Origin of the sequence: Acidovorax sp. SUPP950 (genome assembly GCF_030158935.1) — a bacterium.
GTDB lineage: Bacteria > Pseudomonadota > Gammaproteobacteria > Burkholderiales > Burkholderiaceae_C > Paracidovorax.
Map to the genome: position 1 here is coordinate 101,424 of NZ_BQXE01000009.1, position 14,860 is coordinate 116,283.

The following is a 14,860-nucleotide window of genomic DNA, read 5'->3' on the forward strand; positions in this document are numbered from 1 at the left end:
CAACGTGAAAAACAAAAAAGGCGTCCTCACACGCCCGCAGGCTGCCTTGGGGGCAGCGCCGCGAGCGGTGGGGACGCCTTTGTCCGGGTTCTGCCAGGTCGCACCCGCCATTGGGTGGGGCCTGGCAATCGACCAACGTTGGTCTTGCCTCCGTCATTGCAAGCCTTGTGCCAGAGCGGGCCATGCGGGATGTTCGCTATTGTTTTTGTAGCGATATGCCCTAGTGTTGATTGCGCTGGAGGCCTTTTGGGCTCGAACCGTCCGGCGCCGGGCGCCGCGTGGCCCTGGGCCAAAGCGGGCCGCGGCGCGTGCAGGGCCGGGCACGGAAGCCGCGCGATGGTGCAGTGCCGCACTGCCCTTGTGCAGCGCCGCCGGCCGCGCCGGTCAGCCCAGCAGGTCTGCCACGTCCAGCATGCGCTGGGCCACCTCGACCAGCTTCATGCCCTTGTCCATCGCGCTTTTGCGCAGCTTGTCGTAGGCGGCCTGTTCGGTCAGGCCCTGGCGCTGCATCAGCAGGCCCTTGGCGCGGTCGATGGTCTTGCGGTCCTTCAGCTCGCTGCGCGCATCGGCCAGTTCGGCGCGCAGGGCCTGCTCGTGCTGGAAGCGCGCCATCGCCACGTCCAGGATGGGGCGGATGCGCTGGGGCGACAGCCCGGCCACGATGTAGGCCGACACGCCCGCGGCCACTGCCTGCCGCACGTGGGAGGGATCGTCGTCGTTGGTGAACATCACGATGGCGCGGGGCGCATCGCGGGTGGCCATCACCACGTGCTCCAGCGCGTCGCGGGCGTCGCTCTCGGCGTCCACGATCACCAGGTCGGGCTGCAGCTGCGCGAGCCGCTCGCTCAGGAACACGTCGGCCGGCAGCGTGGCCACCAGGTTGAAGTTGTTTTCCAGCAGGCCGATGCGCAGCGCCCGCGAGCGCTCGGCCTGCAGCTGGGCGTGCTCGTCGTCCTCGGCGCCCACCGCCAGGTCGGGGGCCACCACCACGATGCGCAGGGAGTCGGTCATGCCCCAAGCTTAAGCAATAAATACGCCCATGCTGGTGCGCCGGCGGGGTGCAAACCCCGATGGATCGCCGCGGATACCCGAAAGCGCACTGTGCGGGTGCATTAGCACCGCTTTCGGCCTGGGACGGAAATTGCTAATGGATGTAACTTGCTATGGAGCAGGGGTTACCCGATAGCGTAAGACTCTTCGGTCTTATATACATCCGGATACATGTAAACCATTGAATGGATTGGAGCTGGGTCTATGAGCACACAAGGAAGCAGGCGTGCCGCGCTGCTGGCGATCGCGGCGCTGGCCGCCACGTTGGGGGCAGGGTGCAGCAAGGTGCCCGACACCATCAAGATCGGCGTGGCCCAGCCGCTGTCGGGGCCGCTCGGCGCGCTGGGGCAGGATATGCTCAACGGCGTGACGCTGGCGGTGCAGGAGCTCAACAAGTCCGGCTTCACGGTCGATGGTAAGACCGTCACCCTGGAAGTGGTCGCGCAGGACGACCGGGCCGATGCCGACTCCGGCAAGAAAGCCGCGCAGCAGCTGGTGGAGTCCGGCGTGGTGGCGGTCATCGGCAACCTCAATTCGGGCGTCAGCATCGCGGCGGCGCCCATCTATGCCGAAAAGGGCATCGCGCAGCTGGCCATCTCCACCAACCCGCGCTTCACCGAACTGGGCCTGCAGACCACCTTGCGCCTGGTGGCCAATGACAACCTGCAGGCCCGCGCCATGGGCTCGTTCGCGGCCACGCAGCTCAGCACCGCCAGCTACGCCGTGCTGGACGACGGCACGCCCTACGGCAAGGGCCTGGCCGATGGCGCGGCCAAGCAGCTGGCGACGGAGAAGAAGGAAGTCACCGTGCGCCAGTCGTTCGACGACAAGACCACGGATTTCGACGAGGTGGCCCGCCGCATCCAGACGGCGAAGGTGGGCGTGATCGTCACCACGCTCAACGACTTCCAGGTGCTGGCGCTGCTGCAGGCGCTGCAGAAGATCAACTACACCCAGCTGTCCGTGCTGGGCGGCGACACCATCAAGACCACCGACATGGTCAAGGGCATGGGGATGGTCACGGCCATCTATGCCACCTCGCCCGTGCTGGAGGCGCGCGAGTTCATCACCGGCCGCCAGTTCCTGGACCGCTACAACACCGCGTTCAAGAAGCCGCCCGCCTACGGCGGCCACTACAGCTACGACGCCACCTACGTGCTGTCGGCCGCCATCAAGCAGGCCAAGTCCGCCGATCCGAAGGAGATCACCAAGGCCCTGCGGGCCATCAACGGCTACGCGCCCGTTACCGGCACCATGACCTGGGACGAAAAGGGCGAGCAGCGCTACGGCGCCGTGGGCGTGTACAGCCTGCGCGCCGGCAACTGGGAACTGCGCATGCGCTCCGACCGCTGGTGAGGGCCGGGAGCCGCGGCGTGCCGGCGGCCCCCGGCGGCGCTCAGCGGATGGACACCGGCACCGTGGCCTGGGCGGTGCGGCCCAGAGAGTCGCGCGCCACGATGGTCAGCGCGTAGCTGCCAGCCACCGGGGAAGGCCAGCGGGCGGTCACCGTGGTGCCCTGTATCGAAAAACCCATGCCCAGCGGGGCGCCGGTGATCGTCACGGACAGCCAGGAGGCTCCCGGCGCGGAGACCGTGATCGTGCCGGTGAGTGCCTGGCCGGCCGTGCCGGTCCAGGGCGCGGCGGCCACCGAGAGGCCGCCCGGGGGCGTACTGCTGCCGGCCGCCGCGATGCGCACGGAATAGGTGCCGCGGCCGGTCAGGCCGGTCTTGGTGTCCGTGGCTGCCACGGTCACCGCGTAGGTGCCCTGGACGGGGCGTGCCCAGGTCACGGAGCCGTCCGCGCCGATCGCCATGCCGGACGGCGCGCCGCTCAGCGCGTAGCGCAGGGGGTTCACCGAGGTGGCGGCGCCGCTGAATGCCAGGGGCACGCCTTCGGTGCCGGAGATGCTGCCGCCCGGCACCGAAGGAGGCAGGGGCGCGGTGATGGTCACCGTGTAGGTGCCCTGGCCGCTCAGGCCCGTCTTGGTGTCGCGCGCCGTCACGGTCACCGCGTAGCTGCCCGCCACGGGGGCAGCCCAGGTGACCACGCCCGTGCCGGACACCGCCATGCCCGCAGGGGCTCCCGCCAGGCTGAGGCTGACCGCGTTGGCCGAGGCCACCGAGATGGTGAAGGACAGCGGCTGGCCGGCCAGCCCGCTCACCGCCGCGCTGCCCACCACCGGCGGCGGAGCCGCCACGGTGGATCCTGCCAGCCGGCCGAGCAGATCCGCAGCGCGTGGCGTGCCCAGTCCGGTGAGCTGGTCGTAGCCCGAGCGGGCCGTGCAGGTAGCGCAGGTGCCGTGGCTGCCCGCGGCCACGTCGAGGAAGCCCGCGGCGTAGCTGGCGGGCTGGGCGCCCACCGTGCCGTACAAAGCGGCATGCGGCCGGCCCAGCGCGTCCCCGCCTGCCTGGGCGCGCAGGGCGCCGGCCACCGCCATGAGGCCCGACCACATCGGCGTGGACAGGCTGGTGCCGCCCGCGCTCAGCCATTGCGCTGCGCCCCCGCCCTGGGGCATCACGGCCACGTACTGGCCGGTGGACGGGTCGGCATTCATCGCGACGTCGGCCACCGTGCGGCGCGCCACCGATCCCACCCCGGGCAGGCCGGACTGCTGGTAGGCCGGCGTCGCGAAGTACGCGCTGGTGCCTCCGCCCGTGCCCGACCACGCGACTTCCGAGCGCACGCCCGCTCCGGTGTAGGTCAGCGAGGTTCCGCCCACGCCGAGCACGCCCGGCGATGCGGCGGGCCACATCACGCCTGCGCCCGAATCCCCGGTGGCCGCCAGGTAGCCCATGCGCGTTCCGGCGAAGGCGGATTCGAGTCCGCCGCCCCAGCTGCCCTCGGGCGCACCGAAGCTCATGGACACCTGTCCCGGCCCCATGGCGTTGGCCAGCCGCACGGCGGCGGTGAGCGCGCCGACCGACGCGTCGGGCGCCTCGATGAGCACGATGCGCGCGGCCGGAGCGATGGCGTGGGACCACTGCAGGTCCAGCGCGATCTCCGTGGCCCAGCCCGCGTCGTAGGCCGGGGCGGTCCCTGTCAGCCCGCCCGCGGACGTGGCGTAGGCCTGCCACAGCTCGCAGCCCGCGGTGGCCGCTGGCGCGGGCAGGGGCAGGGGCAGGGCGGTGCTGGCGGGAAGGACCTTCGCGGTGCAGGCCGGCAGTCCGAATTTCTGGTTGAACGTGGCCAGTTCCGCGGCCGCATTCGGGTTGTGGCGGGCCGCCACGATGTAGATCGTCTGCCCCGCGCCCATCTGCGCTGCCTGCTGCGCGGTGGGGGTTGCGCCCGTGGCGGGCAGCGCCGGCAGGCCGTAGGCCGCGCGCACCTGCGCCGGCGTGTAGGTGGTGACCACGCTGGCGGCGCGGGCCTCTCCCGTGCCGTCTGCCGAGGGGGCCTGCTGCTCCTGTGCGATGGCCGCCTTGATACGGTCCGGTGTCAGGTGCCGCGTCGACAGCGTGGCCAGGCCGGCGTCGATCGCAGTCGATCGTGGCGCCATCGAAGCGCTGGCGGTGGGGTCGGCCGCATCCTCGGGGCCGGGGTCGGGCAGCAGCACGGGCGCGATGTGGAAGGCTGGCCGCGCCGTCAGCTCGGCCGGCACCGCCGTGGGCAGGTCGGCGGACGACGACGACAGCGTGGTCACGCTCGCGGCGGCCTCGCCGTCGCGCGTGGCCGCGCCATCGGTGGTGGAGCCGCCGCCACAGGAGGCGAGAAAGGCCGCCGCCAAAGCGGCCAGGGGCCAAAGGGGGCTGCCGGGGTGGCAGCGGGCGGGCAGGGAGGGGGCGGGACGGGGCATGGAGGTTTCCCTGGGGCGGTGCCGGAGCGGGAGGGTTTTCGAACGCGGGCCCCGGCAGGGGTGGATGGACCGGCCCAATGTAAGTGTTTGTTTCTTCTGGGGCGATCAAATATTTCAAATAAAACATTTGTTTCATTAAAAATGATAAAAATGATTTCACGCACCCGGGGTGCCGCCTCATGGCCTTGGCGGCCGCACTACACTGCAGGCCCATGAGCCAGCTGATCCTCGGAATCGAATCCTCCTGCGACGAAACCGGCGTGGCGCTGGTGCAGTCGCCCACCGGCGACGGGGTGCCCACGCTGCTCGCCCATGCCCTGCACAGCCAGATCGAAATGCACCAGGCCTACGGCGGCGTGGTGCCCGAACTGGCCAGCCGCGACCACATCCGCCGCGTGCTGCCGCTGACGGAAACCGTGCTGGCCGAATCCGGCAGGCGCCTGGCCGACGTGGATGTGGTGGCCTACACGCGCGGCCCGGGGCTGGCCGGCGCGCTGCTCGTGGGCGCCGGCGTGGCCTGCGCCCTGGGCGCGGCGCTCGACAAGCCCGTGCTGGGCGTGCACCACCTCGAAGGGCACCTGCTGTCGCCCTTCCTCAGCGCGGACCCGCCGGAATTTCCCTTCATCGCGCTGCTGGTCTCGGGCGGCCACACGCAACTGATGCGCGTGGACGGCGTGGGCCGCTACGAAATGCTGGGCGAGACCATCGACGACGCCGCGGGCGAGGCCTTCGACAAATCCGCCAAGCTGATGGGCCTGGGCTATCCCGGCGGGCCCGCGCTGTCGCGGCTGGCCGAGCAGGGCGACCCGGCCGCCTTCAAGCTGCCGCGACCGCTGCTGCACAGCGGCAACCTCGATTTCTCGTTCGCCGGCCTCAAGACCGCCGTGCTCACCCAGGCGCGCAAGCTGGGCGACGACCTCGACGCGCGCAAGGCCGACCTGGCCGCCAGCACGCAGGCCGCCATCGTGGACGTACTGGTGCGCAAGACGGCCGCCGCGCTGCAGCAGACCGGGCTGCGCCGCGTGGTGGTGGCGGGCGGCGTGGGGGCCAACCGGCACCTGCGCGAGCAGCTCAATGCCGCCTGCGCCCGCGCCCAGGTGCGCGTGCACTACCCCGAGCTGCACCTGTGCACCGACAACGGCGCCATGATCGCCATGGCCGCCGCCATGCGCCTGCAGGCCGGCCGCCAGCAGGCCAACCGCGACTACGCCTTCGACGTCAAGCCGCGCTGGCCCCTCGATACGCTGCAGTAAGGAGCGGCGGCCGGAAGTGGCGGCCAGACCGCTGAGCAACCGCTGGCAGGCGATGGCGCCGTCGAGCGGACGCCTTGCCAGCCGGGTGAACCGTTGTCGCTCGAAGCGGATGCGCCGCTGGCCGCAGCCCGCGACCAGGCGTGGGGACGCTCTGCCACCGGATGGGCGAACTTCGGCGACTACGGCTTCACCGTCACCAACACGGCGATGGCCGCCGAAAGCGCGGCGACTGCCGTGGGGCCGTGTCGAAACAGCGACGGCTGGGGCCCGATCTCGCTTTGCAGGCGCCGGCGAAGCGTCGCCGACATCACCCCGTGAATCGCTGAAAGGGCGATGACCAGCGCCATCTTGCCGAAGAGCCAGCCTTGTCCGATCCAGCCACCCCCTGCCGCGAGGCCGAGGCCAAGCACCCACACCAGCGCCATGGACGGTGCGGTCACGCGCCGGTCCCACTGAAGCACCGCCGTACCCAGGCGCTTTTCATGCGGCAGGAGCACGCCGCCGGCCGCGGGCCATCGCGATGCCACCACAGACAGCAGCAGCAGGCCTCCCACGAAGATGAGGGCCGCGCCGACGTGCAGGCCCTTGATCCACAGGTACGTCATCGAAGAACCCATCTGCTGTAAAGCCCTCCGAAGGGAAAGCAGGCAACGAGCATCAGCTTTCCCGCGGCCTGCTTTGAAAGTCCTCCGCTTGCCACTGCTCGCACTGCGGCCCATCCCAACGCGAGGAATGCAAATCCATGTATCGGCCCCATCACCGAGACGGCCATGGGAAAGCCCCCCAGGTGCTTCAACGGCACCGCGACAAAAAGCAGTGCCAACAGCGTGGTCGCTTCCAGGACGCACCAGGTGCGTAGCGCTGCGACACCGTGAGCGGGCCCATCCGGGCGGGCACAAGAGTCAGGGGCTGGATCGTGATGCGTCATTCCCCATTCTTGCTGGAACCCCTACACTGGGACAGTGGCAAGAATGCCAGTATTCGATGGTTTTGAGACAGCGCCGCAGATTGCGCTGCACGGCTCTGGTGCCCCCTCCCGCATGACCTCAACGAGACCTCCGCTTCAAAGACCCCATCGCATTGCATGTCTGGCGCTCCCGGGCGTCTTGTCGTTCGATCTGGCGACCGCCTGCGAGTCCTTTCGATTTGCGACGAATGCTTCTGGCGCGCCCTGCTACCAGATCGCGGTATGCGCGGAGCAACAGGAACTCGACGCAGGCCCCTTCGCCATCCGCATCAGGCACGGCCTGGAACCGCTCGATACGGCTGACACGATCGTCGTGCCGGGCATCCTGCTGCCTTCGCCACCCCTGTCTCTTGCCGCCTCGCAAGCTCTGCGCCGGGCGGCCAAGAGAGGCGCTCGCATCGCTTCCATCTGCTCTGGCGCCTTCGTTCTCGCGGAAGCGGGTTTGCTGGATGGGCTGCGGGCGACCACCCATTGGGTGGCCGCGCCGGCACTGGCCCACCGGTATCCTGCGATCGATGTCGATCCGTCGGTGCTGTTCGTCGACAACGGACAGATACTGACCTCTGCAGGGGCCGCTGCGGGCCTGGACCTCTGTCTGCACATGATCCGCGCAGACTTTGGCGCCGCCGTCGCTGCGCACGTGGCCCGGCTGTCCGTGGTGCCGTTGCAGCGCGAAGGGGGACAAGCGCAGTTCATTCCACCGCCGGCACAGGCCACCGACAAAAGCCTGCAGCCCCTGGTCAGTTGGGCCCTGGCAAACCTTCATCGGCCAATGACCCTCACGTCCCTGGCCCGGCAGGCGTGCAGCAGCACCCGGACGCTGCACAGGCGGTTCAATGAGCAGTTCGGAGAGTCGCCCGCGCAGTGGCTGTCCCGGATGCGCGTGCAGAGGGCGCAAGAACTGCTGGAACGCAGCCGTCTCTCGGTGGAGCAAATTGTCAGCCAGGTGGGCCTGGGTTCTGCCGCGAACTTCAGGCTGCAGTTCCAGCGGATCGTCGGCGTGAGTCCAAGCCACTACCGCAAGAGTTTCGGCCGGCGCCTCGGTACGGGCGATTAGCCCGTTCGCAGCCCGTTCAGCCGTGAAACGGCGCCTTTCCATGGAGACGCCGGGGACACAAAAAAGCGCCCTGGCGTTTCGGCCAGGGCGCTTTGCGTTCTGCCTGCCTCGGCGGGACGGCCTCAGGCGATGGTCAATTGCGTGGCGCGGCTCACCGGCACCACCTTGCCCAGCACCAGCGTCAGCACGCCGTTTTCCAGCTTGGCGGAGCTGGTGGACACGTCGATGTCCGCCGGCAGCTCCCAGGCGCGCTGCACCTGGCGCGGCGCACCCTCCACGCTGGTCAGGCGCACCTGATTGCCTTCGATGGTCAACTGCAATTGGTCACGGCTCAGGCCGGGCAGATCCATCTGCAGGGTGACGGTTTTTTCGTCCTGCTGCACGGTGTAGCCGGCAGCCGTTGGGGCCGACAGGGTATGGTTCAGGAAGCGCTGCAGGGCCACGTCGGCGGAGCGGGGGGCGTTGAAAGCGGCGCGGCGGATCACGGGGGCGAAAATCATGGAAAAACTCCTGGAAAAACAGTGTCTTCGCGGCTCCCGGGTCGTTCGCCGCATGGTCCACAAATGTGTGTGGCGCGCTGCATTTCAAGGGCTTTCGAGCACGCGAATCGGCGCTTCACGCGCATTGGATCGGCCTGGGGATGCCTGCCGTTTTTACAAGGTGCCCCCGCGCACGGGGTTGCGCGGCCGGAACCCGCGCGGCGCTGCCGCATCCCATGTGCAGCCGCCCCCGCGCCGGTTGCGCGGGGTTACATCCCTTTGTCCGGACGCGTCTTTCGCAGCCTTCACAATGCACGCTGATCAGGGAATCGCCATGCCTACTCTTCGTCCATCACCTTCAAGCCCCATGCCTTCGCGCCATCCCCGCACCGTCTGGGTGCTCGCGCTGTCCGCTGCGCTCGTCGCCACCCTGGCCGGTTGCGCTTCCAGCTCGGTCCCCGGCCTGGACCGCACGCCGCGCTTCGACCCGGACGACTTCGACAGCGCCAGCATGCACACCCGCCACATCAATGCACCGCAGGCGCGCGTGTGCGAAGGCGCCCGCCGCGCCCTCCTGAGCCAGGGCTACCTGGTGAGCACCGCCAGCGCCGAAGTGGTGGCCGGGCGCAAGTACTTCCAGCCGTCCAGCGACATCCACTACGAGGTCGAGATGCGCGTCGTCTGCGCCACCGAGGGCGGCGACAAGACCCGCACCGCCGCCTTCGCCAGCGCCCTGCAGGACCGCTACGTCATCAAGAAGATCAACAACTCCGCCTCGCTCGGCGTGGGCGCGCTGGGCTCGGTGTCGCTGCCGTTTTCCGCGAGCGACGACACGCTCGTCAAGGTGGGCAGCGAGACGGTGACCGACCCGCGCTTCTACGACCGCTTCTTCCAGCTGTTCGACCGCTTCGTGCCCGCCGCGCGCGAGCAGGTGGGGCAGGCATCGCCCGCCGTGCCGCCCACGGTCGCCAACGAAACCGCGAAGAAAGAGGCCCGCGAATCCGGCGAGGTGCACGAGATCCTGCCCATGCCCGTCACCATTCCCGCCCCGGTGCCCCGCCCGCCGGCCGTCACCGGATTTCCGATGCCGCCCGCCGCGAACGCCGGGGTGGAAACGCCAGCGGCCGAACCGGCTGCGGCGCCTGCTTCGGCACCGGCCTCCACGCCGGCGAACTGAACGGCGCACGGCGCCGGGAGCGCGGTGCCTGCCGCGCGATGCCAACGGGGCCCCGTGCGATGCCGTTCCGCGGCCGGGCCGGGCGAGCCGCCTGAGGGCGGGCGGCGGTGATGGCGCAGGGCTGGGGCGCCATCCGCGCCCGGCCGCTCCGATACACTGCGCGCCTTTCCCATCCCGGGCGGCTGCCCTGCCGGCAGCGCGGCCCACAGGACCGCTCGCATGACCCATTCCTCCTCGCCCGCCGCGCGCCGCGCGCGCGCCCTGGCCGTGGCCGCCGCCACGCTCGCTCCCCTGGCTTTCATCGCGGCCAGCGCCGCGCAGGCCGCCCCGGCCGCCGCCGCTGCGGCTTCGGGCCCCGGTCCGGCGGTGTCGCCATCGGCCGCTGCGACGGCCCAGGCCACGCCCGCCAGCGCGCCGCGCAAGGCGGCCGCAGCCACTGGCGCGCCCATCCAGGTGGCACTCATCGAAAGCATGTCCGGCCCCTTCGCCAATACCGGCGAGGCGGTGTTCCGCAACGTGCTGTGGGCCACCGAGCGCGTGAACGCGCGCGGCGGCGTGCGCCTGCCCACCGCGGCCGGCGGTGCCCGGTCCCTGGTGATCGAGCGCTACGACAGCAAGGGCCAGAACGAAGAGGCCCTGTCCGCCCTGCGCGCGGCCATCGACGACGGCGCGCGCATCATCCTGCAGGGCAACTCGTCGGCCACCGCCGCCGTGCTGATCGAGGCCATCAACAAGCACAACGAGCGCGAGCCGGGCAAGCGCGTGCTGTTCCTCAACTACTCGGCCGTCGATCCCATCCTCTCCAACGAAAAGTGCAGCTTCTGGCACTTTCGCTTCGACGCCCATGCCGACATGCGCATGGCCGCGCTCATGGACGTGATCCGCGAGGACAAGGCCCTGAAGAGCGTGTACCTCATCGGGCAGGACTACAGCTTCGGCCAAGCCGTACTGCGCGAGGCCAGGAAGCAGCTGGCCGCCCAGCGCCCCGACGTCGCCGTGGTGGGCGACGAGCTGCACCCCGTCGGCCGCGTGAAGGACTTCTCCCCCTACGCCGTCAAGATCAAGGCCAGCGGCGCCCAGGCCGTCGTCACCGGCAACTGGGGCAACGACCTCACCCTGCTCGTCAAGGCCGCGCGCGAGGTCGGCTACGACGGCATGTTCTACACCTTCTACGGCAACGCCCTGGGCGCGCCGGCCGCGCTCGGCGATGCCGGCGTGGGCAAGGTCGTGGCCGTGGCCGACTGGCTGCCCAACGTGCCGGGCGCGCAGAGCGAAGCCTTCTACCGCTCCTTCCGCCAGCGCTTCCCGCAGCCCGCGGACGACTACGTGCACATGCGCATGCAGCTCATGGTGGAGACCCTCGCCCAGTCCATCGAACGCGCCGGCAGCACTGACGCCACCGCCGTCGCCCGCGCCATGGAAACCGCGAAGGTGCAGCTGAACGGCCAGGCCGGCACCATGCGCGCGGCCGACCACCAGTTCCAGCAGCCCCTGGCCGTGGGCGTGATGGACCGGCAGGGCGCGCCCGGCGTGCCGTTCGACGTGGAGGGTTCGGGCTATGGGTTTCGCGTGGTGCGCCAGATCGCCGCGGAGAAGGCGGAGCAGCCGCAGAGCTGCAAGATGGTGCGGCCGCAGTGACGTGATTTTTGGTTAACATCGTGCGTTTCGGCGCGGCCCCTGGTGCGGGGCGGCCGGGCGCACGGCGGAAAGAGACATGCTTTGTTCCGCGCATTTCTGAATGGCATCGAGGGGGGATTCAAAGAATGAGAATAAAGATACTTTTGTCGGCATGGTTGCTGGCCTTCCTGCCAACGGCGTTGGCAGGGGTGGTGAGGTTCGAAGTCGAGCCCAAGTTCACCTACCAGTCGGTGGCATGGCTGGGCGGCGGAGGGGGCTGGCCCAGCGTCGTGGTGGAAAAAGCCGAAACCATGGGCGAGGCCTATTCCATCGCGGCCCAGCGATACCACGACACCAGTTGCCATCCCACGGACGAGGGTGGCGTTTTCTGCCGCAGCGCAAAAGCACCCGTCATTCTGGGCGGTACCGTGAATGGATTGCCGGCGAGCTTCTACTCGGAGGGCAGCCCGGACCTGGGCTCCGGCAGGGCGGCCGCCGTCCAGGTCACGTTGGGGTATGAGTGCCCCACAGTTTTCGACGCCAGCGTCGTGTCGAAGGACGTCGAAAGGACGCAAAACGGCTCGAACGAGCAGATCACTTGCGTGCTGTACGTCGCCAATGACGATTCCTGTGACGACTGCGATGCGCAGGGCAATCCGGTGTTGCCCAGCACGGGGCAGAAGATCCAGTCCGAGCTGGATTACCCGATGGCCAAAACGGGTCTGGTCTTCGAGCGGGTCTATCGAAGCACCAAAGGGCGGTTCTACTCGACACTCGATCAAGGGTGGTACGGAAACGTCTCCAACCAGGGCAATCCCTGTTACCCGGCCTTCTGGTGGAAAAACCGCACCGAAACCGCGTCCCATTGCTATCAGGTCACCAACAATCCGCATGTCTGGCAGTTGGGTGCCGGGCGCTTCAGTATGTACCGGGGCGAGCCCGGCAATTTGAGCGAGGTGTCCCTCGGGGAATACGCCTTCGTCGCGCCGGGTGGTTCCGGCGGGGGCTACGTTCGCTCCAGGGACAACTTTCTCTACGCGCTAGATTCGCGTGGACGGGTGATCCGAAAGATGTCTGCCGATGGCCGTGTCGGGCTGTCGTACACCTATTCGGAATCCAATGATCCCTCGTCGTACTCCGGACTGTCCGGCCTGCTCGCCCAGGTGACGGACCGGTTCGGCCGGGCATTGAAATTCAGCTACGACACCTCGAACCAGTTGGCGTCGATGGTCGATCCCGCGTCCCAGACGTATCGGTACGAATACTCCGGGCCGCACAGGCTCAGCAAGGTCGTTTTCCCCGACGGGGCCTCGAAAACCTACCACTACGAATTCGCCGCCCAAAATGGCTGTGCTGCGCCCTATGGCGACAACCTGCTGACCGGAATCACCGACGAGGCCGGTCACCGCTACGCCACCTATCGATACCTCTGCGACGGCCGGGCGTCCAGTTCGGAGCATGCAGGCGGGGTGCATCGATACAGCTTCAGCTACTACTCGTCTACGCCGAGTGAAACCACCGTGACCGACCCTCTGGGAACACAGCGCCGTCACGGCTTCGAAAAAATCGGTGAGAAGTATTGGCCGAGCCAGGTCACCATCGCGAGCCCCGTCGATCCCGCGATCGCGTCCAGCCAGGCGTTCTGGCGGGATGCCAAGGGCAGGGTGCTGCAGCGTTCGGATTCGGGCAACTTCACCTGTTTCGAATACGACCAGGCCCGTGGCCTGCAGACATCGAAGACGCAGGGGCTTCCTCCAGGGCTCGCGTGCTCCACACTCGCCTCCGGTCAGTACGGCTTTCCGGAAGCGGCCCGCAGGACTTCCTACCAGTGGCACCCCGTGTGGACCTTGCCCACGCGCGTGGCCGAGCCACGCAAGCTGACCACCTACGTGTACCACGGCCAGCCCGATCCGCTGGCCGGCGGCGCCGTGCTGCGCTGCGCGCCCGCCTCGGCGCTGTTGCCCGATGGTTCGCCCATCGCGGCGCTCTGCAAGAAGGTCGAGCAGGAAACGGCCGACGCCAACGGGGGCAGCGGCTTCGCGGCTCAGTTAGTAGCGGGTGGGGTGTCCCGCACCTGGAACTGGACGTACAACGACGCCGGCCAGGTCCTCAGTGAAGCCGACCCTGCCGGCAGCGTGACGCGCTACGCCTACCATGCTGCGACGACGGGGGACGCCACCGAGGGCGACCTCATGAGCGTTACCGGCCCCAGTGGGCAGGTCACCCGCTACACGCGCTATGACCGGCATGGCAATGTCGTTGAGCAGATCGATCCAACGGGGAGTGTCACCGTCTATGCGCGCGATGTGCGGCAGCGGGTGACCCGCATCACACAGGATGGCTTGGCCGTTGTCATGACCTACCAGCCCACGGGTTTGCTGCAGAGCGTCGCCCAGCCCTCGGGCTACGCGGTGTCCTATCAATACGACGACGCCCAGCGACTGACCGGCTGGTCTGACAACCGGGGCCATGCCGGCAGCTACACGCTGGACGGCATGGGCAACCGCATCAATGAGCAGGTTCAGGACAGCGCCGGCAACATCGTCCATACCCTCTCTCGCACCATCAACGCCGTCAACCGCGTGGCCTCTGAAACCGTGGGCGGCAACCAGAGCGCCACCTACGGATACAACCCCTTTGGCGATCTCGTCAGCCACACTAATGGCCTGAACCAGGCGACCCGCTACACCTTCGACAACCTGCGGCGCCTGTCCACGCAAAGCAATCCATCGAACGCGCAGGCGAGCCTCACCTACAACGCCCAGGATGCCGTCACCAAAGCCACGGACTTCAAGAGCGTGGCCACCAGCTACACGCGGGATGCCCTGGGCAATGCCAGCCAGGAAGCCAGCGCCGACAGCGGCACGCTCACGCGCACCTACGACAGCCTGGGCCTGCCGCAAAGCCTCACCGACGCGCTGGGGCGTGCCACCGCCATCACGCGCGATGCGCTGGGCCGGCCCACGCAGATCGTGAGCAGCCTGGGCGGGGCCAGCCGCACCACCGTGCTGCGCTACGACCTGCCCGGGCCCGAGTACAACGCCAGCGGCAGCCCGAGCGCCAGCGTGGGGTCCTTGAGCGAGATCCAGGACACGGGCGTCACCACGCGCTACCAGCGCGACGCGCAAGGGCGCATCACCGCACGCACCCAGGTCCTGGCCAACGGCAGCAGCAGCACCGTGGGCTACCAGTACGTTCCTGCCGGCAGCGCAGGCGTGGGGCAGATCGCCCGCATCACCTACCCCAGCGGTCGCCAGCTGGTGCACCAGTACGACGCCACCGGCCAGCTCACCGGGCTGCAGTGGAACGGCCAGCCGCTGGTCAGCGGCATCACCTGGAGCCCGCTGGGCCAGGCCACCGGCTGGCAATGGCCCGGGTTCGTGCAGACCCCCGGCAACCCCGCGCCGCTGGCAGAGCAGCGCAGCTACACCAGCGCGGGCCAGCTGGCCGCCAGCGCCCTGCTGCAA

At 68.9% G+C, this 14,860-nt stretch carries 11 protein-coding genes; 6 read left to right on the forward strand and 5 right to left on the reverse strand.

Annotation, left to right across the window (positions count from 1 at the left end):
• Positions 1-384: 384 nt before the first annotated feature.
• Positions 385-1,011 (reverse strand): ANTAR domain-containing response regulator, encoded by a 627-nt coding sequence (locus AVME950_RS22795; RefSeq protein ID WP_272568327.1) that lies wholly within the window; start codon positions 1,009-1,011, stop codon positions 385-387.
• Positions 1,012-1,254: 243 nt separating this feature from the next.
• Between AVME950_RS22795 and AVME950_RS22800 the strand changes: the two genes are divergently transcribed.
• Complete coding sequence (locus AVME950_RS22800; protein WP_284411791.1) at positions 1,255-2,406, forward strand: branched-chain amino acid ABC transporter substrate-binding protein; 1,152 nt, start codon at positions 1,255-1,257, stop codon at positions 2,404-2,406.
• A gap of 40 nt (positions 2,407-2,446) precedes the next feature.
• On the opposite strand, the gene AVME950_RS22805 is transcribed toward AVME950_RS22800, so the two are convergent.
• A complete protein-coding gene (locus AVME950_RS22805; protein ID WP_284431565.1) occupies positions 2,447-4,843 on the reverse strand; it encodes a S53 family peptidase in 2,397 nt (798 codons plus the stop codon).
• A gap of 212 nt (positions 4,844-5,055) precedes the next feature.
• Between AVME950_RS22805 and tsaD the strand changes: the two genes are divergently transcribed.
• Entirely contained in the window at positions 5,056-6,096 is a 1,041-nt protein-coding gene (gene tsaD, locus AVME950_RS22810; RefSeq protein ID WP_284431566.1) for a tRNA (adenosine(37)-N6)-threonylcarbamoyltransferase complex transferase subunit TsaD, read from the forward strand.
• Between the two features lie 179 nt (positions 6,097-6,275).
• On the opposite strand, the gene AVME950_RS22815 is transcribed toward tsaD, so the two are convergent.
• Both AVME950_RS22815 and AVME950_RS22820 read right to left on the reverse strand, forming a co-directional pair.
• Positions 6,276-6,701 (reverse strand): CopD family protein, encoded by a 426-nt coding sequence (locus tag AVME950_RS22815; protein ID WP_284431567.1) that lies wholly within the window; start codon positions 6,699-6,701, stop codon positions 6,276-6,278.
• Entirely contained in the window at positions 6,698-7,024 is a 327-nt protein-coding gene (locus AVME950_RS22820; RefSeq protein WP_502869443.1) for a DUF3817 domain-containing protein, read from the reverse strand. Before AVME950_RS22820 ends, AVME950_RS22815 begins: the two co-directional genes overlap by 4 nt.
• A 112-nt stretch (positions 7,025-7,136) precedes the next feature.
• On the opposite strand from AVME950_RS22820, the gene AVME950_RS22825 reads away from it, so the two are divergent.
• Positions 7,137-8,120 carry a GlxA family transcriptional regulator gene (locus tag AVME950_RS22825; protein ID WP_284431573.1) on the forward strand — a complete coding sequence of 328 codons (984 nt, stop codon included), beginning with the start codon at positions 7,137-7,139 and terminating at the stop codon, positions 8,118-8,120.
• Positions 8,121-8,242: 122 nt separating this feature from the next.
• Here AVME950_RS22825 and AVME950_RS22830 read toward each other — a convergent pair whose 3' ends face one another.
• Complete coding sequence (locus AVME950_RS22830; protein WP_284431568.1) at positions 8,243-8,620, reverse strand: Hsp20/alpha crystallin family protein; 378 nt, start codon at positions 8,618-8,620, stop codon at positions 8,243-8,245.
• Positions 8,621-8,966: 346 nt separating this feature from the next.
• Between AVME950_RS22830 and AVME950_RS22835 the strand changes: the two genes are divergently transcribed.
• The 3 genes from AVME950_RS22835 to AVME950_RS22845 form a co-directional block, all read left to right on the forward strand.
• The gene (locus tag AVME950_RS22835) at positions 8,967-9,776 is read left to right on the forward strand and encodes a DUF2242 domain-containing protein (protein WP_284411802.1); all 810 of its coding nucleotides are present in this window, start codon (positions 8,967-8,969) and stop codon (positions 9,774-9,776) included.
• A 219-nt stretch (positions 9,777-9,995) separates the two neighbouring features.
• Positions 9,996-11,414: a branched-chain amino acid ABC transporter substrate-binding protein gene (locus AVME950_RS22840; protein WP_284431569.1), complete on the forward strand. Its 1,419-nt coding sequence runs from the start codon at positions 9,996-9,998 to the stop codon at positions 11,412-11,414.
• Positions 11,415-11,605: 191 nt separating this feature from the next.
• Positions 11,606-14,860, forward strand: a 3,255-nt coding sequence (locus tag AVME950_RS22845; RefSeq protein ID WP_284431570.1) for a DUF6531 domain-containing protein, incomplete at its 3' end; no start/stop codon positions are given.

Excerpts from the sequence above, each read along its gene's own strand:
- AVME950_RS22835 (WP_284411802.1), top strand. The coding sequence starts at position 8,967 with ATGCCTTCGCGCCATCCCCGCACCGTCTGGGTGCTCGCGCTGTCCGCT.
- AVME950_RS22815 (WP_284431567.1), bottom strand. The coding sequence starts at position 6,701 with ATGACGTACCTGTGGATCAAGGGCCTGCACGTCGGCGCGGCCCTCATC.
- tsaD (WP_284431566.1), top strand. The coding sequence starts at position 5,056 with ATGAGCCAGCTGATCCTCGGAATCGAATCCTCCTGCGACGAAACCGGC.
- AVME950_RS22825 (WP_284431573.1), top strand. The coding sequence starts at position 7,137 with ATGACCTCAACGAGACCTCCGCTTCAAAGACCCCATCGCATTGCATGT.
- AVME950_RS22840 (WP_284431569.1), top strand. The coding sequence starts at position 9,996 with ATGACCCATTCCTCCTCGCCCGCCGCGCGCCGCGCGCGCGCCCTGGCC.
- AVME950_RS22800 (WP_284411791.1), top strand. The coding sequence starts at position 1,255 with ATGAGCACACAAGGAAGCAGGCGTGCCGCGCTGCTGGCGATCGCGGCG.
- AVME950_RS22805 (WP_284431565.1), bottom strand. The coding sequence starts at position 4,843 with ATGCCCCGTCCCGCCCCCTCCCTGCCCGCCCGCTGCCACCCCGGCAGC.
- AVME950_RS22830 (WP_284431568.1), bottom strand. The coding sequence starts at position 8,620 with ATGATTTTCGCCCCCGTGATCCGCCGCGCCGCTTTCAACGCCCCCCGC.
- AVME950_RS22820 (WP_502869443.1), bottom strand. The coding sequence starts at position 7,024 with ATGACGCATCACGATCCAGCCCCTGACTCTTGTGCCCGCCCGGATGGG.
- AVME950_RS22795 (WP_272568327.1), bottom strand. The coding sequence starts at position 1,011 with ATGACCGACTCCCTGCGCATCGTGGTGGTGGCCCCCGACCTGGCGGTG.